Annotated in this window: 25 protein-coding genes; 15 read left to right on the top strand and 10 right to left on the bottom strand. The window is 63.2% G+C overall.

Going from position 1 to position 22,002, the window contains the following annotated elements; translation table 11 throughout:
- Nucleotides 1–100 precede the first annotated feature (100 nt).
- From BUS12_RS34030 to BUS12_RS34015, 5 genes are all read left to right on the top strand, one after another.
- On the top strand, nucleotides 101–1,123 hold the full coding sequence (locus BUS12_RS34030) for an aldo/keto reductase (RefSeq protein WP_074301920.1): 1,023 nt from the start codon (nucleotides 101–103) through the stop codon (nucleotides 1,121–1,123).
- An 87-nt stretch (nucleotides 1,124–1,210) separates the two neighbouring features.
- Complete coding sequence (locus BUS12_RS34025) at nucleotides 1,211–1,627, top strand: MarR family winged helix-turn-helix transcriptional regulator (protein WP_074301919.1); 417 nt, start codon at nucleotides 1,211–1,213, stop codon at nucleotides 1,625–1,627.
- Between the two features lie 2 nt (nucleotides 1,628–1,629).
- A complete protein-coding gene (locus tag BUS12_RS34020; protein ID WP_074301918.1) occupies nucleotides 1,630–3,429 on the top strand; it encodes a chloride channel protein in 1,800 nt (599 codons plus the stop codon).
- Between the two features lie 388 nt (nucleotides 3,430–3,817).
- Nucleotides 3,818–3,988, top strand: a complete 171-nt coding sequence (locus tag BUS12_RS39040; RefSeq protein ID WP_171991767.1) for a hypothetical protein — start codon at nucleotides 3,818–3,820, stop codon at nucleotides 3,986–3,988.
- A 3-nt stretch (nucleotides 3,989–3,991) separates the two neighbouring features.
- Nucleotides 3,992–4,378, top strand: a complete 387-nt coding sequence (locus BUS12_RS34015; protein ID WP_074301917.1) for a type II toxin-antitoxin system death-on-curing family toxin — start codon at nucleotides 3,992–3,994, stop codon at nucleotides 4,376–4,378.
- Nucleotides 4,379–4,406: 28 nt separating this feature from the next.
- On the opposite strand, the gene BUS12_RS34010 is transcribed toward BUS12_RS34015, so the two are convergent.
- From BUS12_RS34010 to BUS12_RS33970, 9 genes are all read right to left on the bottom strand, one after another.
- A complete protein-coding gene (locus BUS12_RS34010; RefSeq protein ID WP_083640782.1) occupies nucleotides 4,407–5,135 on the bottom strand; it encodes a hypothetical protein in 729 nt (242 codons plus the stop codon).
- Nucleotides 5,136–5,311: 176 nt separating this feature from the next.
- Nucleotides 5,312–6,781 carry a ribonuclease G gene (gene rng / locus BUS12_RS34005; protein WP_074301916.1) on the bottom strand — a complete coding sequence of 490 codons (1,470 nt, stop codon included), beginning with the start codon at nucleotides 6,779–6,781 and terminating at the stop codon, nucleotides 5,312–5,314.
- A gap of 9 nt (nucleotides 6,782–6,790) precedes the next feature.
- Nucleotides 6,791–7,420: a Maf family protein gene (locus BUS12_RS34000; RefSeq protein WP_074301915.1), complete on the bottom strand. Its 630-nt coding sequence runs from the start codon at nucleotides 7,418–7,420 to the stop codon at nucleotides 6,791–6,793.
- A 292-nt stretch (nucleotides 7,421–7,712) separates the two neighbouring features.
- Nucleotides 7,713–8,183 (bottom strand): 23S rRNA (pseudouridine(1915)-N(3))-methyltransferase RlmH, encoded by a 471-nt coding sequence (gene rlmH / locus BUS12_RS33995; RefSeq protein ID WP_074301914.1) that lies wholly within the window; start codon nucleotides 8,181–8,183, stop codon nucleotides 7,713–7,715.
- Between the two features lie 105 nt (nucleotides 8,184–8,288).
- On the bottom strand, nucleotides 8,289–8,741 hold the full coding sequence (rsfS, locus tag BUS12_RS33990; protein ID WP_074301913.1) for a ribosome silencing factor: 453 nt from the start codon (nucleotides 8,739–8,741) through the stop codon (nucleotides 8,289–8,291).
- A 4-nt stretch (nucleotides 8,742–8,745) separates the two neighbouring features.
- Entirely contained in the window at nucleotides 8,746–9,453 is a 708-nt protein-coding gene (locus BUS12_RS33985; protein WP_253190316.1) for a nicotinate-nucleotide adenylyltransferase, read from the bottom strand.
- Nucleotides 9,454–9,514: 61 nt separating this feature from the next.
- Entirely contained in the window at nucleotides 9,515–10,438 is a 924-nt protein-coding gene (gene hemF / locus BUS12_RS33980) for an oxygen-dependent coproporphyrinogen oxidase (protein WP_074301911.1), read from the bottom strand.
- A gap of 62 nt (nucleotides 10,439–10,500) precedes the next feature.
- A complete protein-coding gene (gene purD / locus BUS12_RS33975) occupies nucleotides 10,501–11,778 on the bottom strand; it encodes a phosphoribosylamine--glycine ligase (RefSeq protein WP_074301910.1) in 1,278 nt (425 codons plus the stop codon).
- 239 nt (nucleotides 11,779–12,017) lie between these two features.
- Nucleotides 12,018–12,746 (bottom strand): YebC/PmpR family DNA-binding transcriptional regulator, encoded by a 729-nt coding sequence (locus tag BUS12_RS33970; protein ID WP_074301909.1) that lies wholly within the window; start codon nucleotides 12,744–12,746, stop codon nucleotides 12,018–12,020.
- Between the two features lie 363 nt (nucleotides 12,747–13,109).
- Between BUS12_RS33970 and BUS12_RS33965 the strand changes: the two genes are divergently transcribed.
- Entirely contained in the window at nucleotides 13,110–13,286 is a 177-nt protein-coding gene (locus BUS12_RS33965) for a type II toxin-antitoxin system HicA family toxin (protein ID WP_074301908.1), read from the top strand.
- Nucleotides 13,287–13,356: 70 nt separating this feature from the next.
- Nucleotides 13,357–13,779 carry a type II toxin-antitoxin system HicB family antitoxin gene (locus BUS12_RS33960; RefSeq protein ID WP_074301907.1) on the top strand — a complete coding sequence of 141 codons (423 nt, stop codon included), beginning with the start codon at nucleotides 13,357–13,359 and terminating at the stop codon, nucleotides 13,777–13,779.
- Nucleotides 13,780–13,863: 84 nt separating this feature from the next.
- Here BUS12_RS33960 and upp read toward each other — a convergent pair whose 3' ends face one another.
- Entirely contained in the window at nucleotides 13,864–14,514 is a 651-nt protein-coding gene (upp, locus tag BUS12_RS33955; protein WP_074301906.1) for a uracil phosphoribosyltransferase, read from the bottom strand.
- Between the two features lie 217 nt (nucleotides 14,515–14,731).
- Between upp and BUS12_RS33950 the strand changes: the two genes are divergently transcribed.
- The 8 genes from BUS12_RS33950 (at nucleotide 14,732) to kdpC (ending at nucleotide 21,944) form a co-directional block, all read left to right on the top strand.
- A complete protein-coding gene (locus tag BUS12_RS33950) occupies nucleotides 14,732–15,511 on the top strand; it encodes an SDR family oxidoreductase (protein WP_074301905.1) in 780 nt (259 codons plus the stop codon).
- A 73-nt stretch (nucleotides 15,512–15,584) separates the two neighbouring features.
- Nucleotides 15,585–15,974 carry a methylglyoxal synthase gene (locus tag BUS12_RS33945; RefSeq protein WP_074301904.1) on the top strand — a complete coding sequence of 130 codons (390 nt, stop codon included), beginning with the start codon at nucleotides 15,585–15,587 and terminating at the stop codon, nucleotides 15,972–15,974.
- Between the two features lie 72 nt (nucleotides 15,975–16,046).
- Complete coding sequence (locus tag BUS12_RS33940) at nucleotides 16,047–17,021, top strand: quinone oxidoreductase family protein (protein ID WP_074302708.1); 975 nt, start codon at nucleotides 16,047–16,049, stop codon at nucleotides 17,019–17,021.
- A 173-nt stretch (nucleotides 17,022–17,194) separates the two neighbouring features.
- Nucleotides 17,195–17,308, top strand: coding sequence for a hypothetical protein (locus tag BUS12_RS33935; RefSeq protein WP_063495261.1), 114 nt, complete (start codon nucleotides 17,195–17,197; stop codon nucleotides 17,306–17,308).
- Nucleotides 17,305–17,397, top strand: coding sequence for a K(+)-transporting ATPase subunit F (gene kdpF / locus BUS12_RS33930; protein WP_074301903.1), 93 nt, complete (start codon nucleotides 17,305–17,307; stop codon nucleotides 17,395–17,397). Before BUS12_RS33935 ends, kdpF begins: the two co-directional genes overlap by 4 nt.
- Nucleotides 17,394–19,199 carry a potassium-transporting ATPase subunit KdpA gene (gene kdpA, locus BUS12_RS33925; RefSeq protein ID WP_074301902.1) on the top strand — a complete coding sequence of 602 codons (1,806 nt, stop codon included), beginning with the start codon at nucleotides 17,394–17,396 and terminating at the stop codon, nucleotides 19,197–19,199. Before kdpF ends, kdpA begins: the two co-directional genes overlap by 4 nt.
- 30 nt (nucleotides 19,200–19,229) lie before the next feature.
- Complete coding sequence (kdpB, locus tag BUS12_RS33920) at nucleotides 19,230–21,314, top strand: potassium-transporting ATPase subunit KdpB (RefSeq protein WP_074301901.1); 2,085 nt, start codon at nucleotides 19,230–19,232, stop codon at nucleotides 21,312–21,314.
- Nucleotides 21,315–21,365: 51 nt separating this feature from the next.
- Nucleotides 21,366–21,944: a potassium-transporting ATPase subunit KdpC gene (kdpC, locus tag BUS12_RS33915; protein ID WP_143788591.1), complete on the top strand. Its 579-nt coding sequence runs from the start codon at nucleotides 21,366–21,368 to the stop codon at nucleotides 21,942–21,944.
- The last annotated feature ends 58 nt before the right edge of the window (nucleotides 21,945–22,002 follow it).

Raw genomic sequence — 22,002 nt, 5'->3', positions numbered from 1 at the left:
CGCACAGGCCATTCGAATTGGGAGGGATTATCGCACGCCGAAAATCGGCTGATACTTCGGGTCAAGCGCCGCCCATGTGGCGCACCTACCGAGGACTAGCATGAAGCAACTTCAACTGGGTAAGACTGGCCCGCAGAGTTCGGCGCTGGGGCTGGGCTGTATGGGCATGTCGGGCATGTATGGTCCGTCCGACCGCGCCGAGAGTATCGCCACGATTCACGCCGCGCTCGAAGCGGGCGTGACGCTGCTCGATACCGGCGATTTCTACGGCTCGGGTCACAACGAAATACTGATCGGCGAGGCGCTGAAAAGCGCGCCGCCGTCGCGGCGCGACTCGGCCATCATCAGCGTGAAATTCGGCGCGATGCGCGATCCCGCCGGTGGCTGGTCGCTCAACGATGCGCGTCCGGCGGCGGTGAAAAATTTTCTGGCGTATTCGTTGCAGCGCCTGGGCGTCGATCATATCGACATCTACCGTCCCGCGCGGCTGGATCCCAACGTACCGATCGAAGACACCGTAGGCGCGATCGCCGACATGATCAAGGCCGGCTATGTGCGGCACGTGGGCCTGTCCGAGATGGGCGCGGCAACGATCCGCCGTGCGGCAGCGGTGCATCCGGTGAGCGATCTGCAGATCGAATATTCGCTGATTTCGCGAGGCATCGAAGCGGAGATCTTGCCGACGTGCCGCGAGCTGGGGATTGGTGTGACGGCGTATGGCGTGTTGTCGCGCGGTTTGATCTCGGGGCACTGGACTAAAGAGTCTGCAGGGAAGGGCGACTTCCGTTCAGTGAGCCCGCGCTTTCAGGGCGAGAACGTCGACCACAATCTCGCGCTGGTCGAGGCGCTTCGCAAGGTGGCGCAAGCGAAGGGCGTGACGGTCGCACAGATCGCGATAGCTTGGGTCGCCGCGCAAGGCAGCGATATCGTGCCGCTGGTTGGCGCGCGCCGGCGCGACCGTTTGGTGGAGGCGCTGGGTGCGGCGGATGTGCAACTGAGCAAGGATGACCTCGCTGCGATTGCTGAGGCGGTGCCGGAGGGCGCTGCGGCGGGTGAGCGCTATGCGGCTGCGCAGATGGCGCATCTGGATAGCGAGAAGGGGAGTCACGGGCACGGTGCCTAGTTGCAGCCTCTTGCCACCGCGTCTGAATATGGACATAAGTATCACAACGTGATATAGTTCGTCCGTACCCCTTTCGACGGAATCCCGATGAAGACCCTAGCTCGCGGCCTGAAAAAGGCGGACTTTGAGCAGCTATCCGAGTTTCGCTATCAGATGCGCCGTTTTGAGCGCTTCTCCGAACAGGCCGCCCAGGGTGAAGGCATTACGCCGTTGCAGTATCTGTTGCTGCTGCACATCAAGGGTTATCCGGAGCGTGATTGGGCGACCGTCGGCGAGCTTGCCGAACGGCTTCAGGCGCAGCACCACGGTGTCGTCGCACTCGTGTCCCGCTGCGAGGCGCTCGATCTCGTCGAGCGCAGGATCAGCGAGACGGATCGCCGTCAGGTTGAGGTTCATCTGTTGAAGGCGGGCGAGCAGGTGCTCTCCCGCCTCGCTGAAATGCATCGTGCCGAATTGAAATCGCTCAAGGGCACCTTCAACGTTCCCCAGATCGGTGTGGATTGATCATGACGCACGACACTCACAAGCGTGACTTCTCGTCCAACGCGCGGCTTCCCGGGATTGCCGTGCTCGCAGCCGGAATCGGCGCACTCAGCACGCTTGCGGCGTTCGTGCTGCTCGGTCTGATTCACCTGTTCACCAATCTGTTTTTCTTCGGCATCCTGTCTTTCGCGGACCGGTCGCCGGCGCAGAACACGCTCGGCGCCTGGGTGATCCTGATACCGGTCGCGGGCGGTCTGATCGTGGGACTCATGGCGCGCTACGGTTCGGAGAAAATCCGCGGACACGGCATTCCGGAAGCGATCGAAGCCATCCTGTTCGGCAAGAGCCGCATGTCGCCGAAAGTTGCGATCCTCAAACCGCTGTCGTCCGGCATCGTGATTGGCAGTGGCGGCCCGTTCGGCGCAGAAGGCCCGATCATCATGACCGGCGGTGCGCTGGGTTCGTTGATTGCGCAGTGCGTGAAGGTGACCTCGGCTGAGCGCAAGACGCTGCTGGTCGCCGGGGCGGCAGCGGGCATGACGGCCGTGTTCGGTACGCCCGTGGCCGCCGTGCTGCTGGCCGTGGAGTTGTTGCTGTTCGAATGGCGGCCGCGCAGTTTTCTGCCGGTCGCGTTGGCCTGCGCGGTCGCCGGTTTTGCGCGTGCGGCCTTCTTCGGCACAGGCCCGCTGTTTCCGCTCGAAACGGCGCCTCCCGATGCGCTGTCGCTTGTCTCCTGCGTGATTGCCGGTCTGTTGAGCGGAGCGCTAGCTTCGGGGCTATCGGCTGCGTTGTACAAGACGGAAGATCTGTTCGGCAAACTGCCGATTCACTGGATGTGGTGGCCCGCCATTGGCGGTCTTGTCGTTGGGATTGGCGGATTTATCGAGCCGCGTGCGCTCGGAGTGGGCTACGACGTCATTGGCGACCTGCTGCACCAGCACATCGTGTTGCAGATCGCCGTCGCCATCCTGGTTGTGAAGGCGATTATCTGGGTGGTTGCGCTAGGCTCCGGGACCTCGGGCGGCGTGCTCGCGCCGTTGCTCATGCTGGGCGCAGGGCTTGGAACCGTGCTGGGCCACGTGCTGCCCGGCGGCGAACCGGCGCTGTGGCCGCTTGTCTGCATGGCCGCAACGCTTGGCGCGACCCTCGGCGCGCCGCTCACGGCCATCGTCTTTGCTTTTGGACTGACGCACGATAGCAACGCCTTGTTGCCGCTGCTTGCCGCCACGCTGGTGGCGCATGGCTTCGCGACCGTCGTCATGCGGCGCTCCATCATGACGGAGAAGATCGCACGGCGTGGATATCACATTTACCGCGAGTACGGTGTCGATCCGCTCGAGCGTCACTACGTTGACGAGGTGATGTCGTCTTCTGTGGAGACCATCGACGCTGATCTGTCTGTGCGCGATGCGCTGGCGACTTTCTTTGGCGCTACGCAGACGCATCGTGCTTATCCGGCGGTGGCGGATGGGGCGGTGGCCGGTATGGTGGACCGCGCCGCGCTCGAACGGGTTCGTGACGATGAGGGCAGCCGGTTCTCCGGCGCGCGCATTGTGGATGTGTTGCGCGGCAGCGCGCCGGTGGTGGCGTTACCCGGGGAAACGTGCCGGTTGGTCGCCACCCGGCTGGCGGTCCATGGTCTCGAACGGCTGCCGGTCGTCGCGGACCGGGAGAGCTTGCGTCTGATCGGTATCGTCTCGCGTAGCGATCTGGTCAAGCCGTCTCTCGCGCACTTTGAAGACGAGCATAAGAAGGAGCGGTTTCGGCGCGTGTCGTTTGGCCGGAGTGCGAAGCGTTTTCCACCGGTGGGGCGGGTGGGGTGAGGTGAGTGGCGGCGGCGATGATCGGCTGCTGCGCGGATCTTTCTGCCAAAAAGTCTATTTATAGACTTTTGTGTCAAATGCTCCTCGACCACCCGCGGTGCAATCAGTTGCAACGGAAGCCTTTGCCAGACTGGGTGGTCGGTCGCACGGTACGCCTTGAAATCGTCCCGGAAGATGGCATCTGACTTACAACACCGAAACGGGTCGTGGATTTTGATAGCTAAAATTGGTGTAGAAATTTAGTGTCGAAAAGTGACGCGCTGCACACAAGGCCGACAAGGACGGTAGAATACTTGCAATTGTGACTAATTTGCGGCTCAACTTTCGAGCCGCAATGCCGTCAAACACGTAGCCTCAACACCCCCAAACCCACCACCGGAGAGTCACAGTGAATACCAAAGACACAAAGAAGTCCGTGTCGGGTTCCGCTCGTCCGATGATTGTTCCGAAGAATGTCGTCCGCGTCATCACCGAAGCGGATCGTCGCACGGTTATCGCAGCCGCTCGAGCAGTCATCAGCGAGCACCGAGACGTCATCAAAGCGCTCGCCAAGCGATAACTTGTGCTGGACGCGGCTTTCGTCCTTCAAATCCACGAAGAAATCTTACGGGAAGAACCCGGTCTGGGTGGATTCGCGGGTCCGGGATTCGCTGGACTCGAAAGTGCACTCGTACGAGTCGACAACTGGGCTCTCTATGCACATTTGAACGATGTGTTCGGGACGGCTGCGATGTACGCGGTGGCCATAGCTCGCGGCCATATCTTCAATGATGCCAATAAGCGCACCGCTCTTGTCGCTGCACTGACTTATCTAAAGCTGCAGGACATCACGGTGGAGCGCAACGCCCGACTCGAAGACGATATGGTTGCCGTCGCAGAAGGCGTCCTGGACGTTCAGGCGTTTGCCGACATTCTCGCCCTAATCGCTTTGGGAGATGATCCCTCATAGCCCTGCCCCGAGCGGGGCTTTTCATTGATCAGTCACGACCGTGGAACAGGGCCGGCCATTGCGAGAGCAAGCGCAACTGCAATGGTCGACGGGCGATACATGCGAGCCGCCAACTGGTGGGTACCCGGCGTGGCACAGACCGAAAACGACCGCGGCGTGGCATAAAGTCCAGTGGCACGACCTCGACACGGTCAAATATGGACCGCTGACTGGCTGCAATGCGCTCGGCGCACCGGAGCCGAGTCTCAAGGGTGCTCATCGGGATTGCGAGATACGTCGCGATGGCGCGCTTGTCGTGATCAAAGTGGCTGAATGTGCGGAGGTAGGCGACAGCCTCGGTAAATCGCTCGATCAAGCAGAGTTCGTGCACAGCCCGCTCTTCTGCCAATTCCAAGGCAACTTCCGGCTCATAGCTCTGCGGCCCTGCCAAGCTCGCTGCGACGCTGTTCGGAAGAAACTCCCCGTCATTGCCTGGTTGCTCATGATCGAGTTGCAATGCAAATCGCATTTTTCGGTTTGCGAACTTGCCGAACGTCTTTCGTAACTTCGATAGGATGGCTTGCTGAAAACCATCGTCCTCTGGCTCGAACTCGATGCCTTCCTCGTGTTGAATGTCGTGAGCCGCTATCCATGCTTCGGCTTTTAGATCATCAATCGAGTGCTCACCACGAGTGCCACGCGCAATGCGCCGCAACTGCTCGAGCATCGGAGTAATAAGTCGTGCGAAGAAAGCATTGTCTTTGTCGTGAGCCATCATCGAATGCTAAACCGAAACGTGGCGTCTGACGATGCAAGTCTTTCCAATCGTTATTTCTGGGCTCGGTGTGATCGGCGGCACAGGCGATGACTGAGATCACCCTGCCGCGATAATTAGCCAGGAGAGAATCGGAGGTATGGTAGATGCGTAAAACCTTGATGAATGAGCTTGCAGACTCACATCAGCACGATATCGTACTGCTCCTGGCTCAGATTCGACTCCACCTGCAACGACACCGGCTTGCCGATAAAATCGATCAGCATAGCCAAATGCTGCGATTCTTCCTCGAGAAACAGATCGATCACCTGCTGCGAGGCCACCACCCGGAACTCGCGCGGATTGAACTGGCGCGACTCGCGCAAAATCTCGCGCAGCACGTCGTAGCACACCGTACGCGGCGTCTTCACCTGCCCCTTACCCTGGCACACCGGGCAAGGCTCGCACAGCACGTGCGCGAGCGACTCGCGGGTGCGCTTGCGTGTCATCTCCACCAGCCCAAGCTGCGAGAAGCCATTGACGGTAACCCGCGTGCGATCGCGCGACAGCGCCTTCTTCAACTCGCCGAGCACCTGGTCGCGATGCTCGGTGTTCTCCATGTCGATGAAGTCGATGATGATCACGCCGCCCAGATTGCGCAGCCGCAATTGCCGCGCGATCGTATGCGCGGCTTCGAGGTTGGTCTTGAAGATCGTATCGTCGAAGTTGCGTGCGCCGACGTAGCCGCCGGTGTTCACGTCGATGGTCGTCATGGCTTCGGTCTGGTCGATCACGAGATAACCGCCCGACTTCAGATCGACGCGCCGCGACAAGGCTCGCTGAATTTCCGCTTCGATGTTGTACAGGTCGAAGAGCGGTCGTTCGCCCGTATAGTGATGCAGCTTCGACGACACCGCCGGCGTGAACTCCGCCGCGAAATCGGACAGCATCTGGAAGGTCTCGCGTGAGTCGACCTGGATGCGCGAAGTCTCGTCGTTGACGAAGTCGCGCAGCACGCGCTGGGCAAGATTCAGGTCCTGATACAGCAGGCTCGTGGGCGGCATGCGCTGGCCTTGCGAGAGGATCGTCGCCCACGTCTTGCGCAGATACGCCACGTCGCCGGCCAGCTCCTCGCTGGTGGCGTCCTCGGCAATCGTGCGCACGATGTAGCCGCCTTTCTCGTCAGCGGGCAGCACGGCAGTCAGACGCGCGCGAATCGCTTCGCGCTCGGCCTCGCTTTCGATCTTTTGCGAAATGCCGATGTGCGGTTCCTGCGGCAGATAGACCAGCGTGCGGCCGGCGATGCTGACCTGGGTGGACAGGCGCGCGCCCTTGGTGCCGATCGGATCCTTGACCACCTGGACCATCAGCGTCTGGCCTTCGAAGACGATCTTCTCGATCGGCTGATGCGCGACCTGATGCTGCGGCTCGCCCGCGATGCGCGGATGCCAGATGTCGGCCACATGCAGAAACGCTGCGCGCTCGAGGCCGATATCGATGAAAGCGGATTGCATCCCGGGCAACACGCGAACCACTTTGCCGAGATAGACGTTGCCGACGCGTCCGCGCGACAGGGTGCGTTCAACGTGAAGTTCCTGGACGGCGCCTTGCTGGACCAGCGCGACGCGCGTTTCCTGCGGCGTGACATTGATCAGGATTTCTTCATTCATGGTGTTGTTCTAGAAGTCGATGCGCGCCGCACGCAGGAGTGCAGCGGTTTCAAAAAGAGGCAAACCCATGATACCTGAATAGGACCCCTCGATACGCTCGATAAACTCCGCCGCACGCCCTTGTACGCCGTAGGCGCCCGCCTTGCCGAACGGCTCGCCGCTTGCTACGTAGCGTCGCAGCGCGTCGGCTTGCACTGCAGCAAAACGCACGCGTGAGGCCGACAAAGCCGCGGGCAGCAGCGTGCCGTCGGCGTCGACGACGGCGAGCGCGGTCAGCACCTCATGCTCGCGTCCGGCGAGACGCGCGAGCATGGCCACGGCATCGTCGGCGTCGACGGGCTTGCCGAGAATCGCGTCGTCGATCGTAACGGTTGTGTCCGCAACGAGGATCGGCGCGTGCGCATGGCCGCCCGCAGTGAGCCGTGCGTGCGCGGCCACGGCCTTGGCCTGACACACGCGCACCACATAGTCGTGCGCCCGTTCGCCGGGCAACTCGGCTTCGAGCGCCTCGGCGTCTTCATCCGGGCGCGGCAGCAGCAGCTCGTGACGCACGCCTAACTGCTGCAGCAGTTCCTGACGGCGCGGACTTTGGGACGCAAGGTAGACGAACGGATGCAGCGCGGCAGCGGACGTAGCCATATAGGGTCTCAGTAAGGCGTGTTGCATGAAGGGAGGCGTGCGAACGATGCGCGCGAAAAACGCACATCAAGCGCACAGCAAGGGGCACATTGGGAAAATCGCGTGCGAGCGCAACGATCGCAGACACCGTCTACGCAAGACGCGAGGCGCTGAACGCAACGCGTACCCGGGTGCCGGCAGGGTGCCTGCACACGTCGCAGGCGTTGCTGCATCCAGCGGCCGCTGGCGCTTGGCCTGACCTCAGCCTCACCCTCACCCTCAGCCCGGCTCGGCCTTCAGCGTCGTCGTGCGCTCACACGCGGTGATAGGGGTGATTTTGCGTGATGGTCCACGCGCGGTAAAGCTGTTCGGCGAGCAGCACGCGCACCATGGCGTGCGGCAGCGTCAGGCTGGAGACGCGCAGCAGCATGTCGGCACGCGCCTTGAGATCGGGATCGAGCCCGTCCGCGCCGCCGATCAGGAACGCGACGTCGCGTCCGTCCTGTTGCCAGCGGGGCAGCGCGGCGGCGAGCTGCATCGTGGTCCAGTCCTTGCCGCGTTCGTCGAGCGCGACGATGCGCGCGTTCTTCGGCAACGCGGCTTCGATCCTTTGCCGCTCCGCTGCCATCACGCTCTCCGCCGAGCGTCCCGAGGAACGCTGCTCGGGCTTGATCTCGCGCAGCTCGATACGCAGCTCGGGCGGCATGCGTTTCGCGTACTCGTCGAAGCCGGTGGCGATCCAGTCGGGCATCTTGTGGCCGACGGCGAGGATGTGCAGCTTCATGACGGATGAAATCGCGGATGGAATCGTGAGCGTTGAGTCGGCGTCGCGTACGGCAAACCTGTCACCTGCGGATCGGCGCGCTTAACGACGCGCTGATCGACCTGCTTAACGACGGCGTGCCGGTGTCTTGCGTGCGGGCTTGGCGGCCGGTTCGTCGTCCTCTTCGTCTTCGTCGAGCGGCTCGCTGGCGCGGGCGCCGCCGAACGGGCTGGAGCTCGTCAGCTTGATGCGCACCGGCTTGTCGCCCCAGATTTCTTCGAGGTTGTAGTACTGGCGCAGGGCCGGTTGCAGGATGTGCACCACGGCGTCGCCGCAATCCACCAGCACCCATTCGCCGACGTCTTCACCTTCCGTGCTGATGACCTCGCCGCCGTTCTCCTTGACCTTCTCGCGCACGCTGGAAGCGAGCGCCTTGGTCTGACGGTTGGAGGTGCCCGAGGCGACGATCACGCGGTCGAACAGTCCGGTCAGGTGGCTGGTGTTGAACACCTTGATGTCTTGCGCTTTCACGTCTTCGAGGGCGTCGACGATCGCGCGTTGCAGTTTTCGAATATCCATAGGGTTACCGGTGGTACAGATGATGTTGAAGAATATAGTCCCACACCGCGGTGGGGACATGGCTCGCGGCCTCGTTCTGTTGCTGGCCGCCGGCATGCTGGACAAGACGTTCGCGCAGATGCGCGCGGATGTCGGTGGCCGAAACGTCGTAGGCCAGCGTGGTATCGATCAGCAGATGACCACAGGGTGTTGCTTGCAATACGTCCGCGCTCGCCTGACGTGCGGCGATCTCGGCGGCGACGGCCTGCGGAATCGAGGCGAGCTCGAAGCCGGGGCGGGTCGACGCGCAGATATGCGCGAACTCGAACAGACGGCGCCAGTCGCGCCACGTATCGAGCCGTACCAGCTGGTCGGCGCCGATCAACATGGCCAGCGAAGCCTGCGGCCCTTCGCGTTCGCGCCAGCGCTGCAGCGTCTCGACCGTGTACGTGGGGCCGTCGTGTTCGATCTCGTCGGTGGCGACGCTCACCTTGACCCCCGGCAGCACCAGCGAACTGGCGGCGGCGCGGGTCATGGCGAGCCGGTCGGCCGCTGACGAGACGTCCGGTTTTTGCCATGGCTGGCCGGCCGGCAGCAGCACCAGTTCGGTCAGTTGCAGCACCTCGGCGAACCGTTGCGCAAGCGCGAGGTGGCCGTCGTGGATCGGATCGAAGGTGCCGCCAAGAAGGCCAATCCGGCGGGGCAGGGCAGCGGGGTGAGCGTTCGGCTTCAGGTGAGAGTCCTTTGTCGTGACGGCGCGGGCGCGTCCGGGGGCTGGCGGTTGGCCCAACCCGTCAGACCCACTCGCGCGGCACGAGGAAGTCGCTGTAAAGGCGCGCTTCCGGCGTGCCGGGTTCCGGCTGCCAGTTGTAGCGCCAGTTCACCACAGGCGGCATCGACATCAGAATCGACTCGGTGCGTCCGCCGCTCTGCAGTCCAAACAGTGTGCCACGGTCGAACACCAGGTTGAACTCGACGTAACGGCCGCGCCGGTACGTCTGGAAATCGCGTTCAGCTTCGCCGTACGGCAGATTGCGGCGCTTTTCGATGATCGGCAAGTACGCATTGAGGAACGCGTCGCCGACGCTCTTGACCATCGCGAACGACTGTTCGAAGCCGGGCTCCGAGAAATCGTCGAAGAAAATCCCGCCAATGCCGCGCGCTTCGTTGCGGTGCTTGAGGAAGAAATACTCGTCGCACCAGCGCTTGAAGCGCGGATACAGGTCGGCGCCATAAGGCGCCAGCGCGTCGCGGCAGACGCGGTGGAAATGCTGCGCGTCTTCCTCGAAGCCATAGTACGGCGTCAGATCCATGCCGCCGCCGAACCAGAACACCGGGGCTTCGCCCGCCTTGGTGGCAATCAGCAGCCGCACGTTCATATGCACGGTCGGGCAGTACGGATTGTGCGGGTGCAGCACGAGCGACACGCCCATTGCCTCGAAACCGCGGCCGGCGAGCTGCGGGCGCGCGGCGCTAGCCGAACCCGGCAGCGCGTCGCCGGCGACGTCCGAAAAACCGATTCCCGCGCGCTCGAAGAACTGGCCGCCTTCCAGAATCCGCGTCGTGCCGCCGCCGCGCAGCTTCTCGCCGGGCGCGCGTTGCCATGCGTCGGTGGCGAACGGCGTGCCGTCGAACGCGCCGAGCGTCTCGGCAATGTGCGTCTGCAGGCCTTGCAGCCAGCTACGTACAGCCTGTACGTCGTAGTTCGAATCGGTCATGAATGCGAGGGTAGCGGGGCGGCGCGCCGGTCGCGCCGCGGGTTGATCGGTCTGGACTGCGCTTAGCTATGCTTGCGGTTCAGCGCGCGATAGCCGATGTCGTGGCGATACTGCATGCCGTCGAACGAGATCTGGTTGATGGTCTCATACGCCACCGACTGCGCGCTGCGCACCGAATCCGCCAACCCTACCACGCACAGGACGCGGCCGCCCGAGGTGGTCAGCTTGTCGTCGGCCAGCGTGGTGCCGGCATGGAACGTCACCGAATCGACGGTCTCGGCCGGAATATCGCTGATCCGGTCGCCCTTGCGCGGGCTGTCCGGATAGTTGTGCGCGGCCAGCACCACGCCTAGCGCGGTGCGGCGGTCCCATTCCAGTTCGACCGTGTCGAGCGTGCCGGCGATGGCCTGCTCCACCACCTTCGAGTAGTCGCCCTTCAGACGCGCCATGATCGGCTGCGTTTCGGGGTCGCCCATGCGGCAGTTGAACTCGAGCGTCTTCGGGTTGCCTTGCGCGTCGATCATCAGGCCCGCATACAGGAAGCCGGTGAAGCGGATGCCTTCCTTCTCCATGCCGTGCACGGTGGGCAGGATGATTTCGCGCATCACGCGGGCATGCAGTTGCGGCGTGACAATGGGCGCGGGCGAGTAGGCGCCCATGCCGCCCGTGTTCGGGCCCTGGTCGCCGTCGAGCAGCCGCTTGTGATCCTGGCTCGAGGCGAGCGGCAGCACGTGCTTGCCGTCCACCATCACGATGAAGCTCGCTTCTTCGCCGGCGAGGAATTCTTCGATCACGACGCGCGCGCCGGCGTCGCCCAGCTTGTTGTCCGACAGCATCATGTCGACCGCGGCGTGCGCTTCTTCGAGCGACTGCGCAACCACCACGCCCTTGCCGGCGGCGAGGCCGTCGGCCTTGATCACGATCGGCGCACCCTTGGTGTCGAGGTACGCGTGGGCGGCGGCGACGTCGGAGAAGGTTTCGTATTCCGCCGTGGGGATCGCATGACGTTTCATGAACGCCTTGGCGAAGTCTTTCGAGCTTTCGAGCTGCGCGGCTTCCTTCGTGGGTCCGAAAATCTTCAGGCCACGCGAGCGGAACAGATTGACGATGCCGGCGGCGAGCGGACCTTCCGGGCCGACCAGCGTGAAGGCGATCTGTTCCTTCTCGACGAAATCGGCGAGCGCAGCCGGCTCGGTGATGTCGACGTTGCGCAGACGCTCGTCCTGGGCGGTGCCGCCGTTGCCAGGAGCCACGTAGACGAGCTGGACCCGCGGCGATTGCGCGAGCTTCCATGCGAGCGCGTGTTCGCGACCGCCGGACCCGACGACGAGTAACTTCATGTGATTCCCCGAAGACTTAAAAACCATGAACGGCTGACGCGTTGGCGCGAGCCGTGGATATCCGCAAGGTTCGCCCAAGGCGAACAGCTAACCTGGAGTGCCGACCATAGAAAACGGTGGTCAGGCACCTGGTTTGCAAAAAAGGGTTTGCAAAAAGCGATCGCAAAAGACGGCACCCCAAACCTGTGCCATCCGCCGCGAACCGCCCGCGGGCGCCGCTGCCGGCGCCCGTGCGGGGCTTATTCGTCGGCGATTGCAGCGTTTGTATAGACTTCCTGCACGTCGTCCAGATTTTCGAGTGCGTCGAGCAGCTTTTGCATCTTCACCGCGTCGTCGCCGGTGAACTCCACTTCCGTCTGAGGTTTCATCGTCACCTCGGCCAGTTCCGCCTTGAAACCGGCGGCTTCCAGCGCGGTCTTCACCTTCGGGAAATCGTTCGGCGGGCAGAGCACTTCGATACTGCCGTCCTCGTTCGTCACCACGTCGTCGGCGCCGGCTTCGAGGGCGGCTTCCATCAGCTTGTCTTCGGCCGTGCCGGGCGCGAACAGGAACTGGCCGACGTGATCGAACATGAACGCCACCGAGCCGTCCGTGCCCATGTTGCCGCCGTTCTTCGAGAACGCGTGACGCACTTCCGCCACGGTGCGGATGCGGTTGTCCGTCATGGTGTCGACGATCACCGCCGCGCCGCCGATGCCGTAGCCTTCGTAGCGGATTTCTTCGTAGCTTGCGCCATCGACGCCGCCGACGCCACGCTGGATGGCACGGTTGACGTTGTCCTTCGGCATGTTGGCGTCATACGCCTTTTCGACGGCGAGCCGCAGACGCGGGTTCGAGTCGATGTCGCCCCCGCCCATGCGGGCGGCGACCTGAATTTCCTTGATGAGCCGCGTCCAGACCTTGCCGCGCTTGGCGTCTGCCGCTGCTTTCTTATGCTTGATGTTGGCCCATTTCGAATGACCCGCCATACCTTTCTCCATCGCGCGCGCCAGCGGGGCGCACGCATAGTGCCATTGTCGTTGCGATGTCGGGCGCTTGCGAAGGCGCGCCTCGATGTCAGACCGGTCCCACTCCCCGCAAAGGCGCGATGCGCCGGGCGATTGTGCAAGTTGGGCCGCTCGATGAGCGGATCCGAATTTTATCATGCCGCGGGGCTGCGGCAGTGGGGGACAGGTCGCTAAAAGACGGGAAGCGGCATGTCAATGGGCGCGCCGGGGCGGCGATCCGGCGTGTCCGTCGTTCAACTGCTTCTCGCCGGAGCCGGCGTGGCCTATTGAAAATATAAACATTTATGTTTATATTGACGGTGTGTTCACGGACACGGGGGTAAGGTGAAGCAAAGCGAGTTCAAACGTTGGCTCGCTGACCAGGGAGCGACTTTCGAGCAAGGCAGTAAGCATTTGAAGGTGTATCTGAACGGTCGGCAGACCACGCTGCCGAGGCATCCGTCTCACGAGATATCGGAGCCGCTTCGAAGAGCAATTCTCAAACAATTGAACTGCAACTGAAGGCAAGCCCCAACCGGGGCTTCCTCGCTACCCCGAGTTTTTCCCGTCAAGGGACCACGGAGAGTTATCTATGTTTCGCTATCCCGCCCGCATCGAAGCAGACGAAGCCGGATTTACGGTGTCGTTTCGCGACATTCCCGAGGCGTTGACGTCCGGCGCGACGCTCGAAGAAGCGCGCGACATGGCCGCCGACGCATTGGCCACGGCGATGGATTTTTACTTTGAAGACAAACGTCCGGTGCCGTTGCCGTCCAGAGCGCGGCGCGGCGAAGCGTTGGTCGAATTACCCGCCAGCCTTGCGGCCAAGGTGCTGCTGCTCAACGAGATGCTGGCTCAGAAAGTCTCGCCTTCCGAGTTGGCAAGGCGTCTGCACACGCGTCCGCAAGAGATTCAACGTGTTATCAACCTGGGTCACGTGACCAAGATCGACACGATTGCGTCCGCCCTGGCTGCGCTGGGCAAGCGCCTCGAGCTCTCGATCGTGCCTGCCTGAGCCAAGGGTAAAGGCAGGCGGGGGACGCTGCCGGACGGCATCGCGGGGCGGGCAGCATGGACTCGCTACCCGCCCGCACCCACCTCAGTTCTTGGTCCCAAACAGCCGGTCGCCGGCGTCGCCGAGACCGGGAACGATATACGCATGCTCGTTCAGGTGCGAATCGAGCGACGCCACGTACAGTTTCACGTCCGCATGTGCGTCCTGGAACACCTGGACGCCTTCCGGCGCTGCCACCAAGGCGAGGAACATGATGCTTTCGCCCGGCACGCCGCGGCGCTTCAACACGTCCACCGCGTGCACGGCCGAATAGCCGGTCGCCACCATCGGGTCGCAGAGGATGAAGATCCGGTCTTCCAGATCCGGCAGCCGCACCAGGTACTCGACCGGCCGGTGGTCGTCCGCCCGGTACACGCCGATATGGCCGACGCGCGCCGACGGAATCAGCTCCAGCAGGCCGTCCGACATGCCGACGCCGGCCCGCAGCACCGGCACGATCGCCAGTTTCTTGCCGGCGATCACCGGCGCGTCGAGCTCGACGAGCGGGGTGGTGACGCGGCGCGTGGTCATCGGCAGGTTGCGGGTGATCTCATAGCCCATCAGCAGCGTGATCTCGCGCAGCAGTTCGCGGAACGTGCGCGTCGAGGTATCGCGGTCGCGCATGTGCGAGAGCTTGTGCTGGATCAGCGGGTGATCGAGGATGAAAAGGTTCGGGAAACGGCTGTCCTGTGTCATGGCGAGGGCGCTAGCGGCGGCAAGAGGAATCGGTCGGCGGCCGGAATCACCGGAAGAACCGGCGGGCGGGCTCGCCACGGCTGCAAGTTTACCGAAAGTGCCGCCCGAAGATACCGGAGATTGTGGTGCGTGCGGCGGCAGTCGGGCACCGATTCTTCTAGAATCGGGGGAAACGGCCCGCGCAGGCGGCCATTCGCCATCACAGGAGGAGCAGGATATGGACATGGGAATCGCAGGACGTACCGCGCTGGTGTGCGCGGCTAGCAAGGGCCTGGGGCGCGGTTGCGCCGAAGCGCTTGCCGCCGAGGGTGTGAATCTGGTGATCCTCGCCCGTACGGTCGAGACGCTCGAGGCAACCGCCGCCGAAATCCGCGCGCAAAGCGGCGTCGAGGTCAAGACGGTCGCCTGCGACATCACCACGCCGGAAGGCCGCGCGGCGGCGCTGGCCGCCTGTCCGCAGCCGGACATCCTCGTCAACAACGCGGGCGGGCCGCCGCCGGGCGACTTCCGCAAGTTCACCCACGACGACTGGATCCGCGCCCTCGAAGCCAACATGCTGACGCCGATCGAACTGATCCGTGCCACCATCGATCACATGAGCGCGCGCGGTTTCGGCCGGATCGTCAATATCACGAGCTCCTCGGTGAAGGCGCCGATCGACGTGCTGGGCCTGTCCAACGGCGCGCGCTCCGGGCTGACCGGCTTCGTGGCGGGCGTGGCGCGCAAGGTGGCGCGCGAGGGCGTGACGATCAACAACCTGCTGCCTGGCCTGTTCGATACGGATCGCATCGCCACCACCTTCGACGCCCAGGCCAAGGCGCAACACATCTCCGTCGACGAAGCACGCAAGCAGCGCATGGCGACGATTCCGGCGGGCCGCTTCGGCACGCGCGACGAATTCGGCCGGGCGTGTGCGTTCCTGTGCAGCGTGCATGCGGGCTATATCACCGGGCAGAACTGGCTGCTCGACGGCGGCGCCTATCCGGGCACGTTCTGAGCGGGCGTCGTTGCATCACCCGTCGCGTCACCATAACCACAACAACACAACCGGTACTGGAGTTCTTAACGTCATGACCACCCGCATCGCGCTGATCGCGCACGATCACAAGAAAGACGCCATCGTCGAACTCGCCGGCGAATATGTCGACACGCTGCGGCGTTGCGACATCGTCGCCACCGGCACGACCGGCGCGCGGATTGCCGACGCGCACGGACTGACCGTCGAGAGAATGCTGTCGGGCCCGCACGGCGGCGACCTGCAGATCGGCTCGCAACTCGCGGAAGGGCACGTCGATATGGTGATTTTCCTGCGCGACCCGATGACGCCGCAGCCGCACGAACCGGACATCAACGCGCTGGTGCGCGCGTGCGACGTACATAACGTGCCGTGCGCCACCAATATTTCGACCGCACGGATGATTCTCGACGTGCTCACCTTGCGGCTCGCGGAGAAGGTCTGACAGTCAAACTACGCGAACCACCTAGCCAGCAATCCAGCAATCGCAAGTCACTTACATGAGACCGGAGACATGATGGTCAAGGCAATTCGTTTCGATAAGGCAGGCGGCCCCGAAGTCATGAAGTGGGTCGACGTCGAGGTGGGCGAGCCGGGCAACGGCGAGGTCCGCATCCGGCAGCACGCGGTCGGTCTCAACTACATCGACGTGTATTTCCGCACGGGTCTCTATCCGCTGCCGTTGCCGGGCGGTCTCGGCATGGAAGCGGCCGGCGAGGTCACGGTGGTGGGCCCCGGCGTCACGGACCTGAAGGTGGGCGACCGCGTCGCGTATGTGGCGCGCCCGCCTGGCGCCTACACCCAGGAGCGCGTATTGCCGGCGCTTCAGGTGGTCAAGCTGCCGGATGCGCTGAGCTACGAGCAGGCCGCTTCGGTGATGCTGCAGGGCTTGACCGCGCAGTACCTGCTGCGCCGGACCTGGCCGGTGAAGGCGGGCGACACGATCCTGATCCAGGCGGCCGCGGGCGGTGTCGGTTTGCTCGTGTGCCAATGGGCCAAGGCGCTGGGAGCGACGGTGATCGGCACGGTCGGTTCGGACGAGAAGGCGGAGATCGCGCGAGCGCACGGCTGCGACCATGCGATCGTCTATACGCGCGAGAATTTCACCAGGCGTGTGCGCGAGATCACCAACGGCGCGGGCGTGCCGGTGGTCTACGATTCGATCGGCAAGGACACGTTTACGGCCTCGCTGGATTGCCTCGCGCCGCTCGGCATGTTCATCAGCTTCGGCAACGCATCGGGTCCGCTGCCGCCGATCGATTCCTCCGAGTTCGCCGGACGCGGTTCGCTCTTCTTCACGCGGCCCACCTTGTTTACGTACATCGGCAAGCGCAGCGACTATGAAGCGATGTCGGCGGAGCTGTTCGGCGTACTGGTGTCGGGCAAGGTCAAGACCAGCGTCAACCAGCGCTACCCCTTGTCCGAAGTCGCGAAGGCGCATATCGAACTCGAAAGCCGCCGCACCACCGGTTCGACGGTGCTGTTGCCGTAGCCGCCGTCTTTTCCCGCAACACCGCCCCCACGGGCCTCGGGCCGTTCTGCACCGCGCAGAACGGCCTTTTTCGTTTACACGTTTTTTACACCGCCTCTGCCATCTTTGACCAGGCCTTTACGCGGATCGGCATAACGTTCTACCCATCCAAAGTCCGCTACTGGAGAACACAAATGGATGTGCTGTACGTCGGGGGGATGGTGCTTTTTGCGGCGCTGACCTTTGCTTTGATTGCCGGCTGCGAGAAGTTGATGCAGTTCCGGCGTGGCCAGGGAGCACGCTCATGACCTGGATCCTGTGGTTATCGGGAGCAGCCACCGCGCTGCTTTTCATTTACCTGGTCTATGCGCTCGTGCGCGCGGAGGACATTGAATGAACTCCAACAATGTCCTGCAAACGGTCATTTACCTGGTCGTGCTGCTTGCGCTTGCCGTGCCGGTCTCGCGCTATATCACGCGCGTGATGGATGGCACCTCTCGTGTGGTTCGCTTCGGCGGCCCGCTCGAACGTTTGCTGTATCGCATCGCGGGCGTAGATTCGTCGGCCGAGATGGGCTGGAAGCACTACGCCATCGCTACGATCGCGTTGAACGTGCTTGGCACGCTGTTCCTGTACCTGATTTTGCGTATCCAAGGCTGGCTGCCGGGCAATCCGCAGCAGTTCGGTCCGATGTCAGTGGACAGCGCCTTCAATACGGCGGTGAGCTTCGTGACCAACACGAACTGGCAGGATTACACGCCTGAGCAGACCACCGGCTATCTGACGCAGATGCTCGGCTTCACGGTACAGAACTTCCTGTCCGCAGCCACCGCCATCGCCGTGGTGATTGCGCTGATCCGCGGCTTTGCGCGCCATTCAGCGCAAACCATCGGCAACTTCTGGGTCGACATCACGCGCTCGACGCTGTACGTGCTGATGCCGATGGCCGCCATCATCGCTGCATTGCTGATGAGCCAGGGCGTGATCCAGAACTTCAAGGCGTATCAGGACGTGCCGACCCTGCAGACCACCACCTACGCCGCACCGAAGCTCGATGCGCAAGGCAACCCGGTGAAGGATGCGAAGGGTAACGCGGTGACGGTCGACACCAAGGTGACGACGCAGACCATCGCGATGGGCCCGGTGGCGTCGCAGGAAGCGATCAAGATGCTCGGCACCAACGGTGGCGGCTTCTTCAACGCCAATTCGGCGCACCCGTACGAAAACCCGACTCCGTTCAGCAACTTCCTGCAGATCGTCGCGATCCTGATTATTCCCGCGGCACTGGCCCTGGTGTTCGGACGGATGATCGCGGACCGCAGGCAGGGTATCGCCGTACTTGCCGTGATGACGATTGCGTTCACCGCCTGCGTGGTTGGGGAAATCAGCGCCGAGCAGGCAGGCAATCCCGCCTTCACCGCGCTGCACGTCGACCAGTCCGCTAGCGACCTGCAGTCGGGCGGCAACATGGAAGGCAAGGAAACGCGTTTCGGTATCGCGCAGTCGGGCATCTTCACGGTCGCGACGACGGCGGCGTCGTGCGGTGCAGTCGACAACACGCACGACTCGCTGACCCCGCTCGGTGGCCTCTATCCGATGCTGCTGATCCAGCTGGGCGAAGTGATCTTCGGCGGTGTGGGCTCCGGTATGTACGGGATGCTCGTGTTCGCGCTGCTCGCCGTCTTCGTGGCAGGCCTCATGATTGGCCGTACGCCTGAATATGTCGGCAAGAAGATTGAAGCGTATGAGATGAAGATGGTGTCGATCGTCGTGCTGCTCACGCCGCTGCTGGTGCTCGTGGGGACTTCGATTGCGGTGCTGACCGATGCGGGTAAGGCAGGTATCGCCAACCCCGGACCGCATGGTTTCTCGGAAATTCTCTACGCGTTCAGCTCGGCGGGGAACAACAACGGTAGCGCGTTCGCGGGTCTGTCGGTAAATACGCCGTTCTACAACGTACTGACGGCCATCGCGATGTGGTTTGGCCGCTTCGGCACGATCGTGCCGGTGCTGGCGATTGCCGGCTCGCTGGCAGCCAAGAAACGCCTGGCTTTTACCGGTGGCACGCTGCCCACGCATGGACCGCTCTTTGTCGTACTGCTGCTTGGCACCGTGGTGCTCGTCGGCGCACTGACTTACGTGCCTGCGCTCGCTCTCGGCCCCGGCGTCGAACATCTGATGATGATCGCCGGCCATTGATACGGGCAAATAGGGAAAAACGAGGCTTCAATGACTGAACATAATGCAACGCGGTCCATGTTCGATCCGGCGCTAGTGCGTCCGGCGATCGTGGACTCATTCAAGAAACTTACGCCACGCACGCAGTTCCGTAACCCGGTGATGTTCTGCGTGTACGTCGGCAGCATCCTGACGACGATCCTCTGGATCGCCGCGCTGGGCGGCCAGGCCGAAGCGCCTGCGGGGTTCATCCTCGCCGTGTCGCTGTGGCTGTGGTTCACGGTGCTGTTCGCCAACTTCGCGGAAGCGCTCGCCGAAGGCCGTTCGAAGGCCCAGGCCGCGTCGCTGCGCAGCGCGAAGAAAGACGTGATGGCCAAGAAGCTCAACGAGCCGCATCCGAAGGCGCCGATCCGCATCACGACGGCCTCCGATCTGCGCAAGGGCGACGTCGTGCTGGTGGAAACCGGCGACGTGATCCCGGCTGACGGCGAAGTGATCGAAGGTGTCGCGTCGGTGGACGAGTCGGCGATTACCGGCGAATCCGCACCGGTGATCCGCGAATCGGGCGGCGACTTCTCGTCGGTGACGGGCGGCACGCGTGTGCTGTCGGACTGGATCGTCGTGCGTGTCACGGCGAATCCGGGCGAGGCCTTCCTCGACCGCATGATTGCGATGGTCGAAGGCGCGAAGCGTCAAAAGACGCCGAACGAAATCGCCCTGACGATTCTGCTGGTCGCGCTGACGATCGTGATGCTGCTCGCAACCGCGACGCTGCTGCCGTTTTCGATCTTCTCCGTGGAAGCCGCCAAGGCTGGCCAGGTGGTAAGCGTCACCGCACTGGTGGCACTACTGGTGTGTCTGATTCCGACCACCATCGGCGGCCTGCTGTCCGCGATTGGCGTGGCCGGTATGAGCCGCATGATGCAGGCCAACGTGATCGCCACGTCGGGCCGTGCCGTGGAAGCCGCAGGCGACGTCGACGTGCTGCTGCTCGACAAGACCGGCACGATCACGCTCGGCAACCGTCAGGCTTCGACCTTCGTGCCGGCGCCGGGCGTGACCGAAGAAATGCTCGCCGATGCGGCACAACTGTCGTCGCTGTCGGACGAAACGCCGGAAGGCCGCAGTATCGTGGTGCTCGCCAAGCAGCGCTTCAACATCCGCGCTCGCGACATGGCGTCCTTGCATGCCGTGTTCCTCGCCTTCACCGCGCAAACGCGGATGAGCGGTGTGGACCTTCCGGGCCGCGAGATCCGCAAGGGCGCAGCCGATGCCGTCAAGAACTACGTCGAGGCGAACGGCGGCCGTTATCCGGCTGAAGTGAACAACGCCGTCGCCGAAGTGGCGCGCCGCGGCAGCACGCCGCTGGTGGTGGCCGAGAAGGGCGAGCAGGGTGCCCGCGTGCTCGGTGTGATCGAGCTCAAGGACATCGTCAAGGGCGGCATCAAGGAACGCTTTGCCGAACTGCGCAAGATGGGTATCAAGACCATCATGGTGACGGGCGACAACCGTCTTACCGCTGCCGCGATTGCGGCTGAAGCAGGCGTGGACGACTTCCTCGCGGAAGCCACCCCGGAAGCCAAGCTGACGACGATCCGTGCGCACCAGGCCGAGGGCAAGCTGGTGGCGATGACCGGCGACGGTACCAACGACGCTCCCGCGCTGGCGCAAGCCGACGTGGCCGTGGCGATGAATACCGGCACGCAGGCGGCGAAGGAAGCCGGCAACATGGTCGACCTCGACTCGAACCCGACCAAGCTGATCGAGATCGTTGAAATCGGCAAGCAGATGCTGATGACGCGCGGCTCGCTGACGACGTTCTCGATCGCCAACGACGTCTCCAAGTACTTCGCCATCATCCCGGCGGCGTTTGCGAGTACCTATCCGGCGCTGAACAAGCTGAACGTGATGCATCTGACCACGCCGACTTCGGCGATCATGTCGGCGGTGATCTTCAACGCGCTGATTATCATCGCGCTGATTCCGCTGGCGTTGAAGGGCGTGAAGTACCGGCCGCTCGGCGCTTCGATTCTGCTGCGCCGCAATCTGCTGGTGTATGGCCTTGGCGGGATCATCGTGCCGTTTATCGGCATCAAGCTGATCGACATGGTGCTGGCCGCGTTTGGCTGGGTTTAACAGGCTGCGGCCGGCGGCGTTGGCTGCCGGCTGCGTCTAAAAGGATTGCCAATCATGAAACTTTTTCGTCCGCTTATCGTGATCTTTGTCGTGCTGTCGGCGATCACGGGACTCGCTTACCCGGCTGTGATGACGGCCATCGGCCAGACAGCGTTCCACGATCAGGCCAATGGCAGCATGATCGAACAGAACGGCAAGGTGGTCGGCTCGAAGCTGATCGGCCAGCAGTTCGATGCGCCGCAGTACTTCTGGGGCCGTCTGTCGGCCATCAGCCCGAAACCGTACGATCCGACCAGCTCGGGCGGCTCGAACCTCGGGCCGACCAATCCGGCGCTGTCGGACGAGGTCAAAGGCCGTCTCGACGCGTTGAAGGCGGCGGGTACCGACATGTCGAAGCCGGTGCCGATCGACCTCGTGACGTCCTCGGGTAGTGGCCTCGATCCGGAAATCAGCCCGGCTGCGGCGGCTTACCAGGTCGCCCGCGTCGCCGCGGCGCGCAAGATGTCGCCGAACGACGTGCAGGCGCTGGTCGAGCGCTACACGACCGGCCGCCAGTTCGGTGTGCTGGGTGAAGCACGCGTCAACGTGCTGCAACTGAATCTCGCACTCGACGCCGCGCATCAAGGCTAAGTCGCAGGGATGCCAAGGACGGCGCCCGCTGTGGCGCCGTCTTTGCGTTTGGTGGCCG

Origin of the sequence: Paraburkholderia phenazinium (assembly GCF_900142845.1) — a bacterium.
GTDB lineage: Bacteria > Pseudomonadota > Gammaproteobacteria > Burkholderiales > Burkholderiaceae > Paraburkholderia > Paraburkholderia phenazinium_A.
The sequence above is the reverse complement of the archived record's forward strand: the minus strand, read 5'-3'. Positions and strand labels throughout refer to the sequence as shown.